The 19,530-nt window shown below is 71.8% G+C and carries 17 protein-coding genes; 8 read left to right on the top strand and 9 right to left on the bottom strand.

Annotated features, from left to right (window positions below; genetic code table 11):
* Nucleotides 1–17: 17 nt before the first annotated feature.
* The 5 genes from cysD (at nt 18) to ACIHFD_RS44735 (ending at nt 4,949) form a co-directional block, all read left to right on the top strand.
* Entirely contained in the window at nt 18–932 is a 915-nt protein-coding gene (cysD, locus tag ACIHFD_RS44715) for a sulfate adenylyltransferase subunit CysD (protein WP_350725820.1), read from the top strand.
* A complete protein-coding gene (cysN, locus tag ACIHFD_RS44720; RefSeq protein WP_397372106.1) occupies nt 932–2,194 on the top strand; it encodes a sulfate adenylyltransferase subunit CysN in 1,263 nt (420 codons plus the stop codon). Before cysD ends, cysN begins: the two co-directional genes overlap by 1 nt.
* Nucleotides 2,195–2,281: 87 nt before the next feature.
* A complete protein-coding gene (locus ACIHFD_RS44725) occupies nt 2,282–3,178 on the top strand; it encodes a sulfotransferase (RefSeq protein WP_397372107.1) in 897 nt (298 codons plus the stop codon).
* Nucleotides 3,175–4,056, top strand: a complete 882-nt coding sequence (locus ACIHFD_RS44730; protein WP_397372108.1) for a glycosyltransferase family 2 protein — start codon at nt 3,175–3,177, stop codon at nt 4,054–4,056. Before ACIHFD_RS44725 ends, ACIHFD_RS44730 begins: the two co-directional genes overlap by 4 nt.
* Entirely contained in the window at nt 4,053–4,949 is an 897-nt protein-coding gene (locus ACIHFD_RS44735) for a WecB/TagA/CpsF family glycosyltransferase (protein WP_397372109.1), read from the top strand. Before ACIHFD_RS44730 ends, ACIHFD_RS44735 begins: the two co-directional genes overlap by 4 nt.
* Here ACIHFD_RS44735 and ACIHFD_RS44740 read toward each other — a convergent pair.
* From ACIHFD_RS44740 to ACIHFD_RS44765, 6 genes are read right to left on the bottom strand one after another with little or no spacing between them, the layout of a single operon-like run.
* Nucleotides 4,939–5,823 (bottom strand): sulfotransferase, encoded by an 885-nt coding sequence (locus ACIHFD_RS44740; RefSeq protein WP_397372110.1) that lies wholly within the window; start codon nt 5,821–5,823, stop codon nt 4,939–4,941. The genes ACIHFD_RS44735 and ACIHFD_RS44740 overlap by 11 nt on opposite strands.
* The gene (locus ACIHFD_RS44745; protein ID WP_397372111.1) at nt 5,820–7,085 is read right to left on the bottom strand and encodes a lipopolysaccharide biosynthesis protein; all 1,266 of its coding nucleotides are present in this window, start codon (nt 7,083–7,085) and stop codon (nt 5,820–5,822) included. The genes ACIHFD_RS44740 and ACIHFD_RS44745 overlap by 4 nt, the downstream gene beginning before the upstream one ends.
* Nucleotides 7,073–7,918: a sulfotransferase domain-containing protein gene (locus ACIHFD_RS44750; protein ID WP_397372136.1), complete on the bottom strand. Its 846-nt coding sequence runs from the start codon at nt 7,916–7,918 to the stop codon at nt 7,073–7,075. Before ACIHFD_RS44750 ends, ACIHFD_RS44745 begins: the two co-directional genes overlap by 13 nt.
* A 5-nt stretch (nt 7,919–7,923) precedes the next feature.
* Entirely contained in the window at nt 7,924–8,820 is an 897-nt protein-coding gene (locus tag ACIHFD_RS44755; RefSeq protein WP_397372112.1) for a hypothetical protein, read from the bottom strand.
* Complete coding sequence (locus ACIHFD_RS44760; RefSeq protein WP_397372113.1) at nt 8,817–10,097, bottom strand: hypothetical protein; 1,281 nt, start codon at nt 10,095–10,097, stop codon at nt 8,817–8,819. Before ACIHFD_RS44760 ends, ACIHFD_RS44755 begins: the two co-directional genes overlap by 4 nt.
* Entirely contained in the window at nt 10,094–11,365 is a 1,272-nt protein-coding gene (locus ACIHFD_RS44765) for a Wzz/FepE/Etk N-terminal domain-containing protein (RefSeq protein ID WP_397372114.1), read from the bottom strand. Before ACIHFD_RS44765 ends, ACIHFD_RS44760 begins: the two co-directional genes overlap by 4 nt.
* 323 nt (nt 11,366–11,688) lie before the next feature.
* Between ACIHFD_RS44765 and ACIHFD_RS44770 the strand changes: the two genes are divergently transcribed.
* Nucleotides 11,689–12,699, top strand: coding sequence for a hypothetical protein (locus ACIHFD_RS44770; RefSeq protein WP_350726204.1), 1,011 nt, complete (start codon nt 11,689–11,691; stop codon nt 12,697–12,699).
* On the opposite strand, the gene ACIHFD_RS44775 is transcribed toward ACIHFD_RS44770, so the two are convergent.
* The 3 genes from ACIHFD_RS44775 to ACIHFD_RS44785 form a co-directional block, all read right to left on the bottom strand.
* On the bottom strand, nt 12,644–13,519 hold the full coding sequence (locus ACIHFD_RS44775; protein WP_397372115.1) for a sulfite exporter TauE/SafE family protein: 876 nt from the start codon (nt 13,517–13,519) through the stop codon (nt 12,644–12,646). The two genes, ACIHFD_RS44770 and ACIHFD_RS44775, sit on opposite strands and share 56 nt — an antisense overlap.
* Nucleotides 13,516–14,730, bottom strand: coding sequence for an adenylyl-sulfate kinase (cysC, locus tag ACIHFD_RS44780; RefSeq protein WP_397372116.1), 1,215 nt, complete (start codon nt 14,728–14,730; stop codon nt 13,516–13,518). Before cysC ends, ACIHFD_RS44775 begins: the two co-directional genes overlap by 4 nt.
* A 70-nt stretch (nt 14,731–14,800) precedes the next feature.
* A complete protein-coding gene (locus ACIHFD_RS44785) occupies nt 14,801–15,520 on the bottom strand; it encodes a class I SAM-dependent methyltransferase (RefSeq protein ID WP_397372117.1) in 720 nt (239 codons plus the stop codon).
* Between the two features lie 170 nt (nt 15,521–15,690).
* Between ACIHFD_RS44785 and ACIHFD_RS44790 the strand changes: the two genes are divergently transcribed.
* On the top strand, nt 15,691–15,945 hold the full coding sequence (locus tag ACIHFD_RS44790) for a signal peptidase I (protein WP_355197411.1): 255 nt from the start codon (nt 15,691–15,693) through the stop codon (nt 15,943–15,945).
* Nucleotides 15,946–16,037: 92 nt separating this feature from the next.
* Entirely contained in the window at nt 16,038–19,526 is a 3,489-nt protein-coding gene (mfd, locus tag ACIHFD_RS44795) for a transcription-repair coupling factor (RefSeq protein WP_397372118.1), read from the top strand.
* Nucleotides 19,527–19,530: the final 4 nt, after the last annotated feature.

The following is a 19,530-nucleotide window of genomic DNA, read 5'->3' on the forward strand; positions in this document are numbered from 1 at the left end:
CGCCGGAGGAAGCTCCCATGCTCCAGCGCGACTACACGACGTCGCAGCTCGACGTGCTCGAAGCCGAAGCCATTCACATCATGCGCGAGGTTGCGGCCGAGTTCGAGCGTCCCTGTCTGCTCTTCTCCGGAGGCAAGGACTCGATCGTCATGCTCCGCATCGCGGAGAAGGCGTTCTGGCCCGCGGCCATCCCGTTCCCGCTCATGCACGTCGACACGGGCCACAACTTCGACGAGGTCATCGACTTCCGCGACCGCCGCTCCACCGAGCTCGGCGCGCGGCTGATCGTGGCCAGCGTGCAGGACTCCATCGACGCCGGACGCGTGGTCGAGGAGACCGGGCGGCGCGCCTCGCGCAATCGCCTGCAGACCACCACGCTGCTCGACGGGATCGAGGAGCACGAGTTCGACGCGGTCTTCGGCGGCGCGCGCCGCGACGAGGAGAAGGCCCGCGCCAAGGAGCGGGTCTTCTCCTTCCGCGACGACTTCGGCCAGTGGGACCCGAAGAACCAGCGCCCCGAGCTGTGGAACCTCTACAACTCGCGCATCCGCAAGGGCGAGCACATCCGCGTCTTCCCGCTGTCCAACTGGACCGAGCTCGACGTCTGGGACTACATCAGGCGCGAGGGCATCGAGATCCCCTCCATCTACTTCGCCCACACCCGCAAGGTGTTCGAGCGCGACGGCATGCTGCTGCCCGACTCCGAGGTCGTGCAGCGGGGTGACGACGAGCCGCTGTTCGAGGCCGTGGTGCGCTACCGCACCGTGGGCGACATGACGTGCACGGGCGCCGTGCAGTCCACGGCCGCCACGGTCGAGGAGATCATCGAGGAGATCGCGGCCACCCGGATCACCGAGCGCGGGGCCACCAGGGCCGACGACCGCGCGTCGGAGGCCGCGATGGAGGACAGGAAGAGGGAAGGCTACTTCTAATGGACATTCTTCGCTTTGCCACAGCGGGAAGTGTCGATGACGGTAAGTCCACCCTCATCGGACGGTTGCTCTTCGACTCCAAGGCGATCTTCGAGGACCAGCTGGAGGCGGTCGAGCGCACCTCGCGCGACCGGGGCACCGAATACACCGATCTGTCGCTGCTGACCGACGGCCTGCGGGCCGAGCGGGAGCAGGGCATCACGATCGACGTGGCGTACCGCTACTTCGCGACGCCCCGGCGGAAGTTCATCATCGCCGACACGCCCGGCCACATCCAGTACACCCGGAACATGGTCACCGGCGCCTCCACGGCCGACCTGGCGATCATCCTCATCGACGCCCGCAAGGGCGTGCTGGAGCAGTCGCGGCGGCACGCGTTCCTGACCACGCTGCTGCGGGTGCCCCACCTGGTGCTGGCCGTCAACAAGATGGACCTGGTGGGCTACTCGCAGGAGCGGTTCGACGAGATCAAGGAGGAGTTCACGGCGTTCGCGTCCAAGCTGAACGTCGCCGACCTCACCTTCATCCCGATCTCCGCGCTCAACGGCGACAACGTGGTCTCGCGCTCCGAGAACATGCCGTGGTACCTCGGCACGTCGCTGCTGCACCACCTGGAGAACGTCCACATCGCCTCCGACCGCAACCTGGTCGACGTGCGCTTCCCCGTCCAGTACGTGATCCGCCCGCAGCGGGCCACCGAGCAGGCCTTCCACGACTACCGCGGCTACGCGGGCCAGGTCGCGGGCGGCGTGCTGAAGCCCGGCGACGAGGTGGTGCACCTGCCCTCGGGCCTCACGACCCGCATCGCCTCGATCGACACCTTCGACGGGCCGGTGGAGGAGGCGTTCCCGCCCATGTCGGTGACGCTGCGCTTCGAGGACGACCTCGACATCTCGCGCGGCGACATGATCGCCCGGCCCAACAACCAGCCGCAGGTGGCGCAGGAGCTGGAGGCGATGATCTGCTGGATGGCCGACGGGCTCAAGCTGACGCCGCGCTCCAAGCTGACGATCAAGCACACCACCCGTACGGCCCGTGCCATGGTGCGCGACCTGCACTACCGGCTCGACGTCAACACCCTGCACCGCGACGAGGAGGCGACCTCCCTCGGCCTCAACGAGATCGGGCGGGTGTCGCTGCGGATCACCCAGCCGCTGTTCGTGGACGACTACGCGCGTAACAGGCTCACCGGCGGCTTCATCCTGGTTGACGAGGCCACGAACGGCACCGTCGGCGCCGGCATGGTCATCGACGCCCGTTAGGTAGATCTTTCCGGGTTCCCCGACCCTCGGTTACTCTCCGCGATAGGGTCTTCGCGTTCCGTGTTCACGACGTGAAGGCCCTTTTTCGTGACCGACCGCGAAAGCACCACCCGGGTCATCTACCTGGGCGGCCTCGGGCGCAGTGGCACCACACTGCTCGAGCGGCTCCTGGGCGAGCTGCCGGGAGTGGTCGCGCTCGGTGAGGTCGTGCACCTCTGGGAGCGGAGCGTGCTCGCGGGGGAGCTGTGCGGGTGCGGCGTGGCCTTTCCCGACTGCCCCTTCTGGCGGCAGGTGGGGGAGCGGGCGTTCGGTGGATGGAGCCCGGCGCTGGCCGGGAAGGTCCTGACGCTGCGGCGCCGGGTCGACCGCACGCGCAGGATCGCGCGGATCGCGCATCCCGACCTGGCCGAGTACGTGCAGGCCTACCGGCTCCTGTACGAGGCCGCGGGCGCGCCGGTCGTGATCGACTCCAGCAAGCACGCGTCGCTGGCCTGCTGCCTGGTGGCCGCCGGGGTGGACGTACGGATCGTCCACGTGGTCAGGGACCCGCGCGCCGTCGCCCACTCCTGGGCCAGGACGGTGCGGCGCCCCGAGGACGGGCGGCCCATGACCCGGTGGCGGCCCGCCCACACGGCCGTCCACTGGACGGCCCAGAACGCCGCGCTGGAGCTCCTGCCGGGACGCGGGGCCCGCGTCACCAGGGTCCGCTACGAGGACCTTCTCGCCGCGCCCGGGCCCACGCTCAGCTCCCTGGCGCTCGGGCTCGGCCTGGCGGAGCCGGAGCTGTCGTTCCTGGACGGCCGCACGGCCTGGCTCGGGCCCTCCCACACCGCGTCCGGCAATCCGATGCGCTTCCACGTGGGGCGGATCGAGCTGCGCCGGGACGACGCGTGGGTGACGGGCCTGCAGGACGGCGACCGCCGGGTGGTCAACGCCCTCACGTGGCCGCTCAGGGCCCGCTACGGCTATCGGGGGTTCGCATGACTCCCTCCGTAGGCGTGGTGATCCCCACCCGGGGTGACCGTCCGGCGCAGTTGCGCGAGGCGGTGGAGTCGGCGCTGGCCCAGGACCACCCCGGGCGCCTGTCCGTGATCGTGGTCACCGACGGCGTAGCCCCTGGGGACATCGAGGTGCCGTCCTCCGTCCGGGTGCTGCCGAACGCGCTCACCCCGGGCCTCCCCGGCGCCCGCAACACCGGCATCGCGGCCTGTGACACCGACCTCGTCGCCTTCTGCGACGACGACGACGTGTGGCTGCCCGGCAAGCTCGCCGCCCAGACGCGGGCGCTCGCCGAGCGCGGCGGCGAGTTCGCGAGCTGCGGCATCGAGGTGGAGTACGGGCACCGCCGCGTGGCCCGCCTGGCCGGGTGCGACACGGTGACGGCGGACGACCTGGTCCGCTCGCGCATGGTGATGGTGCACTCGTCGACGTTCCTGTTCGAGCGCGGCGCGCTGCGGGTGGACGAGAGTGCCCCGGGCGGCCAGAACGAGGACTGGGACCTGGCCCTGCGCGCCGCCGGACGCCGGCCGATCACCCATGTGGACCGCCCGCTCGTCCGGGTGCGCTGGGGTGGATCCCACTATGTCGCCCGATGGGCGGACCGCATTGCCGGGCTCGACTGGATGCTCGCCCGGCACCCCGAACTGGCCGTGGACCCGCGCGGCGCGGCACGGGTCTACGGCCAGCTGGCCTTCGGCCACGCGGCGCTCGGCCACCGCCGCGAAGCCGTCCGCTGGGCCGTGCGCGCCATGGGGGCCCGGGCCGGGGAGCCGCGCGCCCCGATCGCCCTGGCGGTGGCGGCCGGCCTCATCTCCGCGCCGGCGGTTCTTTCCGCACTTCACCGTAGGGGGCACGGCATTTGACTCGCACCGAGACCACCACCCCGCACGTCCCGCTCCAGCGCCTCCCCAAGGCCCCGCGCCAGGACGCCACCCCGTCTCCACCCACCCTCCCCGACGCACCGCCGCGCGCGCGGGCGGCGGCGTCCGTCCGCTGGTGGGATCGGGTGCGGGTGGGCGGGATCGGGGTGGACGCGCTCACCGAGGACGAGGTGGTCCGGTGGGTGGAGACCGAGCTGGAGGCCGGCAGGGGCGGCCGGATCGTCACCCCGAACGTCGACATCTGCCGCGCCGCCGCCACCGACCCCGCACTCCGGGAGCTCGTGTGCACCGCCGAGCTGGTGGTGCCCGACGGGATGCCGCTGGTGTGGGCGGCCAGGCTGCTTGGCACCCCGCTCCCTGAGCGGGTCACGGGCGCGGACCTCATCTGGTCGCTCAGCAAGCTCGCCGCCCGCCGGGGCTGGCCCGTCTACCTGCTGGGCGGCCCTCCCGGCGTGGCGCGCAGGGCCGGCAAGGAGCTCACGAGCTGTCATCCCCGGCTGCAGGTGTGCGGGGTGCACGCGCCGCCGTACCACTTCGACACCACCCCCGAGGGGAGCGCGCGCGTCCGGAGGATGGTGGCCGCGGCCCGGCCGAGGGTGGTGTTCGTCGGGCTCGGGTTCCCCCGGCAGGACCGGCTCATCGCCGACCTGAGGGAGGAGCTGCCGGAGGCGTGGTTCGTGGGGTGCGGGGCGGCGATCGCGTTCGCCGCCGGCACGGTGTCCAGGGCGCCGGAATGGATGCGCAGGGCCGGGCTGGAGTGGGCGTACCGGCTGGGCTGCGAGCCGGGGCGGCTGGCGCGCCGCTATCTGGTCGACGACCTGCCCTTCGCGGTACGGCTGCTGGGAGGCAGCCTGGTCACCCGCCTCATGAGGTGAGGGCGCGGACCCGGGCCGCGTCCCGCGGGCTGAGCCCCCGGGCGGCGTCGTCGAGCGCGCGGCGGGAGTCCATGGGGCGGTAGGCCGTGCGGGACAGGCCCGACCAGGCGAACCCCGTGCCCGCCCCGGACGGGCCCGTGCAGGCCCGCGTGATGCGGCGTTCGGCCGCGGGCGTCCATGGCAGGCCGGCGTAGGCGTACAGGCCGCGGAAGCCGGTCAGCGGGTCGGCGGCCAGCGACTCGTACGAGGTGACGCGGACGCCGGGCGTGCGGTCCAGGATCGCGCGGGTCGCCCGCCACAGCGCGGCCGCCTTGGCGAGGCGGTCCTGGGAGCCGACGAGCGCGCGCAGCTCCAGCAGCTCGGGGTGGTCGCGGACCAGGAGCGGCTGTTCGAGCAGCTCGTGGAAGTAGACCGTCCAGCCGAGCCGCTGCCAGCTCGCCACGAACGACACCGGGTCCCGCACCAGCGCGATCACCCGGCAGCCCAGGGAGGCGGCGAACCAGCCCGCGCTCAGCACCGCGAACGGGTCGTCCAACAGCGCCCGGCGGCCCGTCAGGCGGCCGACGGCGAAGGCGGTGCCGTAGCGGAGCAGGCGGGCCAGGTCGTACGGGGTGCGGTTCGCGCGCAGCTCGGAGAGCCAGCGGTAGCGCAGGGCCACCGTGTCGCGGAAGGCGGGCAGCCAGTCGGCGGCGTTGTCGTCGCAGATGTACTGGAACCGGTGGGTCACGGTGGCCCTGAGCACCCCCGGGCAGCGGCCGGGCGGGTGCTGCGGGTTGAGCGGCTCGTTGACGTAGACCAGGTCGCCGCCGGCGGCGAGCATCTTGCCGGTCCAGCTCGTACCGCTCCTGGGCAACCCCGTCACCAGCACCGTCATACGGTCCTCCGGTGAAGGAGTGCAGGCAGGGTGTGGCGGCCGAAGGGGTGGAGGCCGTAGCGGCGGTGCAGTTGCCACAGCGGGAGGAGGTTCTTGACGAGCACGCCGCCCGACCAGCCGATGACCGCCCCGAACGCGCCGTGGACGGGGATCAGGGCCACGTCCAGCGCCACCGTGCAGGTGATCGCCGCCACCAGGTTGAGCAGGCTCGTGCCCGTGTGCCCGGCGGCCGTCAGCACGACGTCCACCATCCCGCAGGCCGTCGCCACCATCATCGTGCCCGCCAGCACGAGCGCCACCGGGACCGCGGACCCGTACGTGGGGCCGAAGAGCCGCAGCAGCCACGGCGCCAGCGCCGCGTACGACAGCCACACCGGCCACGTCAGCAGCACCAGCCAGATCGTGGCGGTCTGGTACAGCTCACCGGCCCGCGCCCGCTCGCCGTCCGCGAGCGCGCTCACCAGCCGAGCCTGTACGGCCTGCGCCAGCCCCTGGCTCGCGAGCTGCCCGACCACCTTGAACCGGGTGGCGGCCGTGTAGACGGCGGCCTGCGCGGGCCCGCCGAGCAGCGCGACGACCACGATGTCCAGCCGCTGGAACACCGCCTGGATCGCCCCCGCGACCGACCGGGGAGCCGTGTGCCGCCACAGGTCGCGGGTCGTCCCCGGCAGGTACGGGCTCCGCGGCACCCGCCCGCGCAGCTCCGCCCAGGCGATGACCGCCACCAGCGCGTACGGCGCCCCCCACGCCACCGGCAGCCACGAGACCGCCCCCGCCAGCGCGGCGCAGGCGACCAGCGCGAGCTGCGAGAAGGGCACCAGCAGCCCGTCCACGAGCACGGTGGGCCGCATGGCCCCGAACCCTCGGGTGGCGGCCAGCAGCACGTCCCCCACCACCATGACGGGCAGGATCGCGGCGAGCGGCCCCAGCCGCGGGTAGAGCACGACCCCCGCGACGCAGGAGGCCACCACACAGGGCACGAGCGCCGCCCGGATATATCCGGATATGCCGAGATAGTCGTACGTCTTCGCCCGCGCGATGAAGAACACGAGCCCGTTCCCCGCGTCCAGCTTGGCGATCCCCGCCGCCATGAGGGCCACCGCGGTGACCGTGAAGAACGCCCCGGCGTCGGCCGGACTGAACGCCCTGGTCACGACCATCACGAGCACGAACTGCGCGACCGCCCCGCAGCCCGCCCCCAGCACCCCCGCGATCCCGCCACGCCGCAGCCGCCGGTCCGCGACCGCGGTCACCGCCGCCACGAAGGCTCCCCGCCCAGCCACCGCACCAGCCGGGCGTCGTACGGCTCGAAGTGGTCGCGCAACTCCCGCGCCAGCACCCGCGGCACCGGCCGCGGCAGGGGGCGGCCGTTGTGCCGCTCGAACAGCGGATAGCCGAGATGCGGCACGCCCAGGAACGCCAGCACCCGGTCGTACGCGGTCTCCGGCTCGGCGAAGAACCGATGGCTGTCGAGCACCAGGATCCGTTCGCGGCCGACCAGGGCCTCCAGCCGGTCGAGCTGGTCGGCGTAGCGCCCGCGGGCCACATAGGCGTGGTGGCGGTGGGAGTGGTGCAGGGAGAAGGGTGACTCGCGCAGCGCCTCCTCGGCCCCCGCCAGCCGCTCGGGCTCCAGCTCGATCGCGTGCTCGAGCAGCGACTCCGTCTCGTAGCCCCTGGCCAGCTCGTGGGCGTGGGCCGAGCAGGCGCGCTCGACCGGATCGCGTACCAGCACGATCAGCCGCACCTCGGGCAGGTCGGCCGCGATCCGCTCACCGGCCAGCGGATGGAACAGGTAGTAGGGGGACGACTCGAACGCCAGTGCCCGCGAGCCGTACCGGTGCTCGACCAGCCCGGCGCTCATCCGCAGCGGGAAGTGCGCCTGATACCAGTGCTGTCCCCGCGCGTAGCCGACGTCGAAATAGTGCACCCCCTTGTGCAGCACCGGCTTGAGCAGCAGCGGATGCTGGGCCAGTGCCCGGTACAGCGAGGTGGTGCCGCACCGCTGCGCCCCCGTGATCAGGAACGACGGCAGCACCCGCACCCCCGACGTGATCCTCCCCGTGGCGCGTGACAGCGACAGGACCGACCGTTTCATGGTCTTCACGTGAGCAGCTCCTCGTGGTCGACGACCGGGTTGAGCCAGGTGTCCGGCGGCCCGAGCGGCGCGTGCCCGTCGGCGGCGTGCCGGTCGGCCAGCGCGATGAGATAGCGCAGCGCGGTCTGCCTGGCCACCACGGCCGACACCCCCAGAGGCGCCAGCTCGCGGAAGGCCCGCGCCACGCACGCCCGCGCCGCGACCCGCGGGGACATCCTGCGCAGGGCCCGCTGGAAGAAGTGGTGCACGGCGTCGAAGCCGTAGGGCACGCCGAGCTCGTACCGCTCCCAGTCCCACACCAGCAGCCGGCCGTCGGGGGACGGGCACATGTTCCACGGCGCGAGATCCCCGTGCCAGGCCGCGCGCGGCCCGCCGGTGGCCGCGATCTCCCTGACCGCGTCGAGCAGCAGCGGCCGCGGCACCCGGCCGCGCCGCACCGGCAGCGGCGACAGCGCCAGCACCGCCAGCCCCCGCCAGCTGCCATGGTGCAGCACGGCGGGCGGCACCACCGTGTTCAGCTCCAGGCCGGCCAGCCTGTGCAGGGCCGCCGCCTCGGCGGTGATCAGCGCGCGCGCCCGGGCGCTGTCGCCGATCTTCACGAACGCCAGCAGCCGCCCGCCCGAGCGGGCCTCCAGGACGGGCTTGCGGTTGGCCCGCGCGGCCGGCCGCACGTGCAGGACGGTCTCGACGGGCTGCCCGAAGACCTCGCCCAGGTACGTGGCGATGGACCCCTCACCCGGCACGACGACCGGGGACCAGGGATGCCACCAGCGGCGCGGCACCATGCGGCGGGGCACGGCGGAGTGCGGCAGCACGGTGTACGCCCGGGGCGACCCCGGCCCCGGATACAGCAGCCGCACGGTCTTCTCGAGATAGTCGAGCCGGATGGCGGCGTCGCTCACGTGACTTCCCCTCGGCTGTTGCGCCACAGCAGGGCGAACGAGATGAGATAGAGGCTGAGCGGGGTGACCAGGCCGTCGTAGACGAACATGTAGAGCAGCACCAGCCCCATCACCAGCACCCCGGCCAGCCCGATCGGGCTGCGGTCGGCCCAGTGGCGCCGGATCGCGCCCGCGAAGAACGCCACGTAGAGCACGGCCCCGGTGAACCCCTGCGTGATGATCAGCAGCCAGAGCTGGCCGTCGCTGCCCAGCGGCGGGTGCCCGCAGCCCTCGCACCACTCGGTGCGGCCCGTGGTGATCGTGCGATGGTTGCCCGTGGCGTTGCGCGTGTTGCCGTACCCGATGAGCGGCGAGTGGCCGGCGGCCGCGACGGTGGCCGTCACGGTGAAGGCCCTGATGTCGTTGGAGTGCGGCCGGTCCAGCCGCTGCGCGACCAGCGGCGCGAGCGGGCTCAGCGCGAACGCCACCGCCGCCACCGCGACGGCCCCGCAGAGCGCTGCCCTGGTCCGGCCGCGCACCCGGACGATCAGGTACGCCACGGCCAGGCCGAGCCCGATCCACAGGCCGCGGTTGAGCGAGTAGACGACGGGGATCGCGGCCAGGGCGACCACGGCGGCCACGAAGGCCTTCCGCCGTCGCCCCCCGTACACCCACCACCCGACCACGAACCACACCAGCAGCACCGACACGTTGCTGCCCCACGCGTTGGCCCACTCGAACGGCGCCTCCGGCCTGGGCGAGGCGAAGCCCAGCACCTTCTGCGTCTGGGCGGCGGTGGGGTGGATGAGGTTCTGCACGAACGAGTTGGAGGCCACCCAGTCGGGCAGCAGCAGCTCCACCGGCGAGGTGAACGCGAACGACGGGACGAACACGCCGAGCAGCCCGCCCGCGACCGTCGTGACGAACAGCACGCCGAGCATCCGCACCAGGCGCAGCTGCGGCAGTTCGTGCTCGGTGAGGTTGCCCAGGTAGAGCACCATGATCAGGATGGCGGTGTAGAGCGCCAGCCGCATGGCGTAGCCGACGATCCGGCCGGGCCCGATCTCGCCGTACGTGCCCGGCGGCATCTCCGACAGCATGAGCCCGCTCACGAGGTAGCCGGCGATCAGCAGCAGCCACAGCCCGAACCCGCGCGGCACCCTGATCGGCCGGCGCCGCCACAGGATCACCGCCATCGGCACCGCCACCACGATCACCGACAGCCCGCCGAACCCCAGCGCCCACCACACCGGATAGCCGACGAGCAGCGCCGCGATCGGCCACGCGGGCCCTCTCACGTCGGCTGGCCGGGGCGCCGCGGGTGCATGGGCATGGGGGTGGTCTCGCCCAGGTCCAGCTCGCCCGTGGCGACGAGCTTGCCGAGCGGGGTGTGCGTGCGCGGCTCCAGCAGCGGCACGAACGACGGCAGCGCGTCGCTCACCGTCACCACGCCGATGACGGGTACGTCGTGCCTGGCGAGCCGCCGTACGGCGGCCGCGACGTGGACCGAGGTGGCCCGGCCGAGCCCCACCAGCAGCAGCGCCGCGTCGGCCCTGGACAGGTCGCGTACGTCGCAGCCGTCGAGCACCGTCAGGGGCATGCTGACGGCCACCGGGTCGGCGGACTCCTCCAGGTCGGGCGGCAGGATCCGGACCAGCAGCCGCTTGCCGGGACACGCGGCCACCGCGGCGCAGGCCAGCTCGTGGGCCACGCCGGGCTCGCGCGGGCTCGACAGGTCGCCCAGCACGGGCAGGCCGGTCAGCCGTTCGACGTCGGCGACCGTGCGCAGCCGCCGGTCGAGCCGGTCACGGGAGTAGGCGGCGGCCGAGCCCGCGAGCAGGCCCGCCATGAGCCCGGTGCCGAGGTAGAGGGGCAGGCTGGGCGAGCTGGGCGCGGTCGGCGGGACGGCCTGGCTGATGATCGTGCCGGGGGTCACCGCGACCGTCCTGAGCCCGTCGTACCTCAGCGCGAGCCCGGCGGCCTGCCGGTTGAGCACGCTCTCCCGCTGGGTGGCGATCGTGTGCTCGGGAGTGCCCTTGGACAACCCGGCAAGTTGCTTGATCACCGCGTCGAGCGCGGTGTTGACCTGCTTGAGCTTGCCCAGCACCACCTGCTGCTGGGCGGTCAGCGCGGCCAGCGCGCTCTCGCGGCGGTTGGCCAGGTACGCCTGTGCGTACGCGCGGGACTGGGCCGCGGCGACGCCGGCGTCGGCGGCCGTCACCGAGATCCACAGCACCGCCGAGTTGGGCGGCACCGAGACCTCGACGGGCTCCGGGGTCTCGACCCGCAGCGTCCTGGCCGCCCGCGCCGCGACCACGGCGGACTGCGCGACCTGGGCCTCGGTGTCGAGGTTGAGCGCCTCGCGCTGGCGGCTGGTCACCTGGTTGGCCGGCTCCTGCGGGCCTACCGGCATGACGAGCACCTGCGTGGTCGCGGTGTAGGCGGACGGCGTGAGCCGCATGAGCGCGAGGCCGGCGGTGCCGCCGAACACGACGCAGCCCACCAGCAGCAACCATCGCCTGCGCAGCAGTGAGAGGTGCTCGTCCAGGTCCGTGCCGGAGCTCATTGGGGAGGGTCTCCTGGAATTGCGTCGAGATGTGCGCCCACTATAGGGCGGACGATTATCAGCCAAGCCTAATACCCAAGATTTTCTGCAGAACGGCACAAGGTAAAGGCAGCTATAAAAGGAAATGTCCGGAAAATTCCTTGGGTCATATACCCATCGCGAGCTGCTGAGACACGGCACACTTGCTGAAGTTCCCGGAACGGCATGGCAAGGATCCGGTTTGATAGGCGGGGGTCGTTCGACGAGGGGGTTGAAAGGCTTTGCAGCTACGGGGAATTTCTCATAACACCACCAACGCGGCGCTTATTCTGGCCGTGATCGTGATGCTGGCCGCCTGTTCCACGGCGGAGGGCTCCAACGCGCGCGCGCCCGTGGCGATCAAGGAAGCCTCGGGCTCGCCCTCCTGCACGGCCACCTCCAGGCTCATCCCGTCCTGCGGCGCCTGGTGGGGCCTCGCGCCGGAGGTCTTCAGCGGCGCCCCGCTGGATCAGGCCCTGCACAGCGCCGAGTCGCGCATGGGCGCCGCCGCCGACGTGGTGCACGTCTACCACCGGGGCAGCGAGCTGTTCCCCACGCCCGCCGAGATCAGGCTGGCCCGCGACCCGGCCAGGCCCCGGCTGCTCATGGTCAACTGGAAGCCCTCGCTCGACCACACCTGGGCCGAGATCGCCGACGGGGCGCTCGACGCCCGGATCGACCGGCTGGCCGGATACCTCAGGCGCACCTTCCCCGAGCGGTTCTTCCTCACCCTCCACCACGAGCCGGAGAACGACGTGGACGAGTCGTCGGGCTCGGGCATGCAGGCCACCGACTACGCGGCCATGTTCCGGCACGTCGTGGCCAGGCTGCGGGCCGAGGGGGTGAAGAACGCCGTCATGGTCATGACGTACATGGGGGCGCCCAACTGGGCGGCCGAGCCGTGGTTCGAGGACCTCTACCCGGGTGACGACGTGGTCGACTGGGTGGCCATGGACCCGTACGCCGACGGCAAGGTCGAGGACTTCGAGGGGCTGGTGAACAAGACCCGCAAGGAATATCCGGACTGGCCGGGGTTCTACCGGTGGATGCAGGCCCGCTTCCCCGGCAAGCCGGTCATGGTGGCCGAGTGGGGGGTGTTCGAGCGGAGCGACGACCGGGGGTTCAAGCGGGCGTTCTACGAGTCGGTGCGGCGGCAGATCAAGCGATATCCGCAGATCAAGGCGCTGCTGTACTTCGACTCGCCGCAGGCGCCGCGCGGCGACACCAGCTTCGACACCGGCTCGGGGGCCGACCGGGCGTTCACCGAACTGGCTCGGGATCCTTACTTCCGCTCGACACCCGTCCCGAGGCCGTGAGGCGCCAGCCGACGACGGTGACGACCGTGGCGGCCACGAGGGCCCAGACGGTGAGGGTGTTGCTCACGTTGAGCAGCTTGAGCGCGGAGGCGAGCAGGACGATGGCCAGCAGCGCCCGGATCAGGCCGCCGGGCGCGCGCGAGGAGATCCGGGCGCCGAGGTAGACGCCCGGGATCGAGCCGATGAGCAGCGACAGCGTGAGGTCCAGCTGGAAGTCGCCGAACAGCAGGTGCCCGAGCGCGGCGGAGGCCACCAGCGGCACGGCCTGGACGAGGTCCGTGCCGACGAGCTGGTTGGCCTTGAGCGCCGGGTAGAGGACGAGCAGGGCCACGATGATCAGCGATCCGGATCCGACGGAGGAGACCCCCACGACCAGTCCGCCCACCGTACCGACCAGTAGGGTCGGAATTGGGCGCACGGCGATCTCATGGGCGCTCGACGTGCCTCCCCGCGCGCCGAGCCAGCTCTTGAGCGCCATGCCGGCCACGGCCAGCAGGAGCGCCACGCCGAGCGCGTACTTGACCGCGTCGGTGACCGCGAACGCGCGGGCCAGGAACACCCCGCAGAAGGCGGCCGGCACCGAGCCCGCGCACAGCCAGCCGACCAGGCGCAGGTTGACCGTGCCCCGGCGCAGGTGCACGGCGCTGCCGACCGGCTTCATGACGGCCGAGGCGACCAGGTCGCTGGAGACCGCGGCCAGCGGCGGGACGTTGAAGAACAGCATCATCATCGGCGTCATGAGCGCCCCGCCGCCCATCCCGGTCAGCCCGACCACGATCGCGACGAGGAAGGACCCGAGGATCAGGGGGAAGTCGATCACCGAACCCAGCCTCCAGACCGCAGCGTCCCCAGGACCTGGGAGACGGCCGCGTCGATCGAAATGTGCGTGGTGTCGATCACCAGCTCGGCGTCGTCCGGCTCCTCGTAGGGGTCGGAGACGCCGGTGAACTCGGGGATGAGGCCGGCGCGCGCCTTGGCGTACAGGCCCTTGCGGTCGCGCCGCTCGCACTCCTCCAGCGGCGTCGCGACGTGCACGAGCAGGAAGTCGGCCCCGACCGACTCGACCATCTCGCGCACCTCCTCGCGGGTGGCCGCGTAGGGGGCGATGGGGGCGCAGATGGCCAGGCCGCCGTGGCGGGCGGCCTCGGCGGCGACGAAGCCGATGCGGCGGATGTTCAGGTCGCGGTCGGCCTTGGAGAACGTCAGGCCCTTGGACAGCAGGTGGCGTACGACGTCGCCGTCGAGGTAGGTCACCGTGCGGCTGCCGAGCTCCAGCAGCGCGTCGCGCAGGCCGCGGGCGATCGTGGACTTGCCGGAGCCGGACAAGCCGGTGAAGAAGACCACGAGGCCGCGGCGGTGCGGCGGGCCCGGGATGTGCACGGGGTCGGGGCCGGCCAGGTGCTCGGCGGCGCCGAAGGCGGTAGCGACGTGCTCGCGCAGCTCCAGGTCGATCTCGGGCTCCTCGCGGGGCGCCAGGGGCACCGAGACGACGATCGTGTCCTCCGGCAGCTTCTCCTTGGCCCGGAGCGCGGCGCGTACGACCGCGGGGCCCGGCTCGCCGTACGAGAGGGGGAGCAGCATGATCAGCGCGTCGAGCTCCTTGGCGGTGGCGACGATCTCGGAGAGGTCGTCGAGAGGCCCACGCATGGTGACGGCGAGCGCGGGACGCCCGCCGAGCTCCGCCTTGACCTCGGCCGGAGTGCGCCGCAGGCGCGCGAACGGGCCGTGTTCGGGCGTGCCGAGGCCCTTGACCGGCCCCGAGGTCAGTCCGTCGGGCTCCTGGGCGGCCACCGTGAGGGCGGCCAGCGGCAGGCCCTCGGGGTCGAGCAGCGTGACCTCGTCGCCGGGCGAGAGATCGGCGGACACGTGGAGCGTGACGGATGCGGGCCACGGCGTGCCGTCGGCGAGAGTGCCCCGCTCGTGCACCGCGTGCAGGTCATCGTGGCCCAGGAACCCGGTCAGCGGCTCGAAGACGCCGGAGAGCAGCAGCTCGAGGTCGGCCAACTCGCGCGCATCGGGGGTCCACTCCACGGCTCCAACATCCCAACTATTCCGATTGAATTGGTAGGGATGGAGTCTACCGATTGATGCAAGTGTGCCGCTAGAGGACCCGGGCGAAGTGGTGTTGCGGCTTCCTGATCACCATGGTGATCTCGTCATGGGTGGCAGGGTAGCGGCCGTTGCTCAGCTTGGAGGCCAGCGCGACCGCGGCGACGGTGAGCTTGCGCCGGCGGGCCGGGCCGCTGGTGTTGCGCTGGTCGTCGGTGATCATGAGGCCCCGGCTGAGGCAGAAGGCGTAGATGCCGTCGCTCGACGCCAGCGGCTCGTACACGCCGGGCAGCGGGCCCGGGGTGCCCGGGGTGACGAACATGCGCCAGAACACGCGGCGCAGCAGCGACGGCGTGATCCGGTCGAGCAGCCCGTAGGCCGACTTGCGGTCGCGCATCCGCAGCAGCACCAGGCCGCCCGGGCGCAGGGACTGCAGCAGCCGGTCGAAGACCAGCTCCGAATGCTTGATGCGCTCCAGCAGGAAGGACAGCTGGATCACGTCGTACGACCTGGGCGGCAGCGGCACGCAGCGCAGGTCGCCCAGCGACCACGACACCAGGTCGGCCCGCTCCCCGAGCACCGCCCGGATGGCGGGGATCTCCTCGTCGGCCCCGGTGGCCCTGGTCTCGATCTCTTCCAGGTTGAGCGGTTCGTCGTGCGCGCACCCGGCGACCAGCACGTCGAGCCGCCTGCCTGGCAGCCCGGACCAGTGCTCGCGGACCCGTTGACCGAAGACGTCGCCCCGCTGGGCGACCGATCGCACCTCAGACATGTCACCTACAGTAATCACTCGAACGGTTTCAGTGAGCCATTTCCTCGCTAGCATCCTTCCCCGTGAACGGCGAGGTTTACGTAGGAAATGCGGGCGTAGATGCGGCCATGGACCGGGGCTGGTTGCTGGGTCATTTCAAACCCCTCGGCGACCCAAGGCACAGTGACGACGTGGAGATCAAATGGGGGGTGCACACGCCCGGCGAGGAGCGCGCGGAGTGGGTCAAGGGGGAGGCGCGCACGGCCCTGCTGGTCCTGATCAGCGGCCGGTTCCGGGTGGAGCTGCCGGGCCGCAGCGTGCTGCTGGCCGAGCCGGGTGACTACGTGGTCTGGGGCAAGGGCGTCGACCATTCGTGGCGCGCGGAGGAGGCCTCGACCGTGCTCACCGTCCGCTGGCCGTCCGTGGCCGGCTACCGGGTCGGCTGAGCTGCGCCTGCGAGTACCCTTGGAGAGAACCCCCGCGACCTGACCCGGCCGGGGGTAGTCGTGTTGCCGTCGTGGGGCTGTGGGCGTATCTGATGAGTCTTTCCGGGCTACTTGACCTTGTTCGCGCCGACCCGAAACTGACCGCCGCTCTCGAAGAGGGCGGCGATGTCGCGCTGGTCGCGCCCGTCGCGCTGCGGCCGTTCGGCGTGGCCGCGCTGGCCACGCACGACCAGCGGGCCGTGCTGGCGGTCACCGCGACGGGCCGCGAGGCGGAAGACCTCGCCGCCGCGCTGACCAGCCTCATCGAGCCCAGCTCGGTGGCCGTGTTCCCGGCCTGGGAGACGCTGCCGCACGAGCGGCTCTCGCCGCGCAGCGACACCGTGGGGCAGCGGCTGGCGGTGCTGCGGCGGCTGGCGCACCCGATCAAGGGTGACAGCGCGGCCGGGCCGCTCAGCGTGATCGTGGCGCCGATCAGGGCGCTGCTGCAGCCCATCGTGAAGGGGCTCGGCGACCTGGAGCCCATCAGGCTGCGCGCGGGCGACGACGCCGACCTCGACGAGGTCGTCGACCGCCTGGTGACCAACGGCTACCACCGCGTCGACATGGTGGAGAAGCGCGGCGAGGTGGCCGTGCGCGGCGGGCTGCTCGACGTGTTCCCGCCGACCGAGGAGCACCCGCTGCGGCTGGAGTTCTGGGGCGACACGGTCGAGGAGATCCGCTGGTTCAAGGTGGCCGACCAGCGCTCGCTGGAGGCGGCCGAGGAAGGGCTGTTCGCGCCGCCGTGCCGCGAGCTGCTGCTGACCGACGAGGTCAGGGCCCGGGCGGCGGAGCTGGCCGAGGAGCACCCGGCGCTGGCCGAGGTGCTCGACCAGCTCGCCGAGGGCTCGCCGGTCGAGGGCATGGAGGCGTTCGCGCCCGTGCTGGCCGGCGAGATGGACCTGCTGCTCGACCACCTGCCGGTCAGGTCCGCGGTGTTCGTGTGCGACCCCGAGCGGATCAGGGGCCGGGCCGAGGAGCTCGTACGCACGTCGCAGGAGTTCCTGGAGGCCTCCTGGATCAACGCGGCGGCCGGCGGCGAGGCGCCCATCGACCTGGGCGCGGCGGCGTTCCGCACGCTGGAGGAGATCCGCGACCACGCCGACGCGCTGGGCCAGCCGTGGTGGACGATGGCGCCGTTCGGCGGCGGGGTCGAGCTCGACGCGCAGGACTCCGAGGCCTACCGGGGCGACACCGCCAAGGCGCTGGCCGACATCAAGGGCTGGCTGGCCGAGGACAAGGCCGTCGTGCTGCTCAGCGAGGGCCACGGGCCGGCCGAGCGGATGGTCGAGCTGCTCAAGGGCGTCGACGTGCCCGCCAGGCTGCGGCAGTTCCTGGACAAGGCGCCCGAGCCCAAGGTCGTCCACGTCAGCACGGGCCTGATCGAGCACGGCTTCATCACGTCCAACCTGGCCGTGCTCACCCACCTCGACCTGGTCGGGCAGAAGGCGTCCACCAAGGACATGCGGCGCCTGCCGTCGCGCCGGCGCAACATGGTCGACCCCCTCCAGCTCAAGGTCGGCGACCACGTGGTGCACGAGCAGCACGGCGTGGGCCGCTACATCGAGATGGTCCAGCGCACGGTCCAGGGCGCCACCCGCGAATACCTGGTCATCGAATACGCCAAGGGCGACCGGCTCTACGTGCCGACCGACCAGCTCGACGAGGTCACCCGCTACGTCGGCGGCGAGGCGCCCACGCTCAACCGCATGGGCGGCGCCGACTGGGCCAAGGCCAAGTCCCGGGCGAAGAAGGCGGTCAAGGAGATCGCGGGGGAGCTGATCAGGCTCTACTCCGCCCGCATGGCCTCGCCGGGCCACGCGTTCGGGGACGACACGCCGTGGCAGCGGGAGATGGAGGACGCCTTCCCGTACGCCGAGACCGGCGACCAGCTGGAGGCCATCGACGAGGTCAAGCGCGACATGGAGCGCGGCGTCCCGATGGACCGGCTGATCTGCGGCGACGTCGGCTACGGCAAGACCGAGATCGCGGTGCGGGCGGCGTTCAAGGCGGTGCAGGACGGCAAGCAGGTGGCCGTGCTGGTGCCGACGACGCTGCTGGTCCAGCAGCACATGTCCACCTTCACCGAGCGGTTCTCCAGCTTCCCCGTCACGCTCAAGCCGGTCTCCCGGTTCCAGACCGACGGCGAGGTCAAGGGCACGCTCGAAGGGCTCAGGTCGGGCGCCGTCGACGTCGTGATCGGCACCCACCGGCTGCTCAGCCCCGAGGTCCGCTTCAAGGACCTGGGGCTGATCATCATCGACGAGGAGCAGCGGTTCGGCGTCGAGCACAAGGAGGCGATGAAGCACCTGCGCACGCAGGTCGACGTGCTGGCCATGTCGGCCACGCCGATCCCGCGCACGCTGGAGATGGGCCTGACCGGCATCCGCGAGATGTCCACGATCCTCACGCCGCCGGAGGAGCGGCACCCGATCCTCACGTTCGTGGGGCCGTACGAGGAGAAGCAGATCGGGGCGGCGATCCGGCGCGAGCTGATGCGCGACGGGCAGATCTTCTTCGTGCACAACCGGGTGGCCTCGATCAACCGCGTGGCCGCGAGGCTGCGCGAGCTGGTGCCCGAGGCGCGCATCGCGGTGGCGCACGGGCAGATGAACGAGCACCAGCTCGAGAAGATCATGGTGGGCTTCTGGGAGCGGGAGTACGACCTGCTGGTCTCCACCACGATCGTCGAGTCCGGGCTCGACGTGCCCAACGCCAACACGCTGATCGTCGACCGGGCCGACAACTACGGCCTGTCGCAGCTGCACCAGCTCCGCGGGCGCGTCGGGCGGGGCAGGGAGCGCGGTTACGCGTACTTCCTCTACCCGCCGGAGAAGCCGCTGACCGAGACCGCCCACGAGCGGCTGGCCACGATCTCGCAGCACACCGAGATGGGCGCGGGCATGTACGTCGCCATGAAGGACCTGGAGATCCGCGGCGCGGGCAACGTGCTGGGGGCCGAGCAGTCCGGGTTCATCGCGGGCGTCGGCTTCGACCTGTACGTACGGCTGATGGCCGAGGCCGTGCAGGAGCAGAAGGCCAAGCTCGAAGGCGGCGAGGCGCAGGAGGAGCAGCAGGACGTCAAGGTCGAGCTGCCGATCAACGCCCACATCCCGCACGACTACGTCACCTCCGAGCGGCTGCGGCTGGAGGCGTACAAGCGGATCGCGGCCATCGCCGCCCCCGCCGACATCGACGAGGTGCGCGCCGAGCTGACCGACCGCTACGGCAAGCCGCCCGCGGAGGTGGAAAACCTGCTGGAGGTGGCCAAGTTCCGGATCAAGGCGCGCCAGGCCGGGCTCACGGACGTGACGCTGCAGGGCCAGAACATCAAGTTCGGCCCGGCCAGGCTGAGGGAGTCGCAGCAGGTCCGGCTCGACCGGCTGTACAAGAAGGCGATATACAAGCAGGCGGCCGAGACGCTGCTGGTGCCGGTGCCCAAGACCAAGCCGCTCGGTGGGCAGCCGCTCCGGGATCTCGACCTGCTCAAATGGTGCGGTGACCTGGTCGAGGCGATGTTCCTCGAGCCAGCGCGGGTAAGCTAGCGGC

The organism is Nonomuraea sp. NPDC051941, assembly GCF_044593615.1.

Bases quoted from the DNA above. Each gene is read 5' to 3' on its own strand.
- ACIHFD_RS44765 (WP_397372114.1), bottom strand. From the start codon at position 11,365: ATGAGCTCCGGCACGGACCTGGACGAGCACCTCTCACTGCTGCGCAGG.
- ACIHFD_RS44770 (WP_350726204.1), top strand. From the start codon at position 11,689: ATGCTGGCCGCCTGTTCCACGGCGGAGGGCTCCAACGCGCGCGCGCCC.
- ACIHFD_RS44730 (WP_397372108.1), top strand. From the start codon at position 3,175: ATGACTCCCTCCGTAGGCGTGGTGATCCCCACCCGGGGTGACCGTCCG.
- ACIHFD_RS44785 (WP_397372117.1), bottom strand. From the start codon at position 15,520: ATGTCTGAGGTGCGATCGGTCGCCCAGCGGGGCGACGTCTTCGGTCAA.
- cysN (WP_397372106.1), top strand. From the start codon at position 932: ATGGACATTCTTCGCTTTGCCACAGCGGGAAGTGTCGATGACGGTAAG.
- mfd (WP_397372118.1), top strand. From the start codon at position 16,038: ATGAGTCTTTCCGGGCTACTTGACCTTGTTCGCGCCGACCCGAAACTG.
- ACIHFD_RS44750 (WP_397372136.1), bottom strand. From the start codon at position 7,918: ATGAAACGGTCGGTCCTGTCGCTGTCACGCGCCACGGGGAGGATCACG.
- ACIHFD_RS44740 (WP_397372110.1), bottom strand. From the start codon at position 5,823: ATGACGGTGCTGGTGACGGGGTTGCCCAGGAGCGGTACGAGCTGGACC.
- cysD (WP_350725820.1), top strand. From the start codon at position 18: ATGCTCCAGCGCGACTACACGACGTCGCAGCTCGACGTGCTCGAAGCC.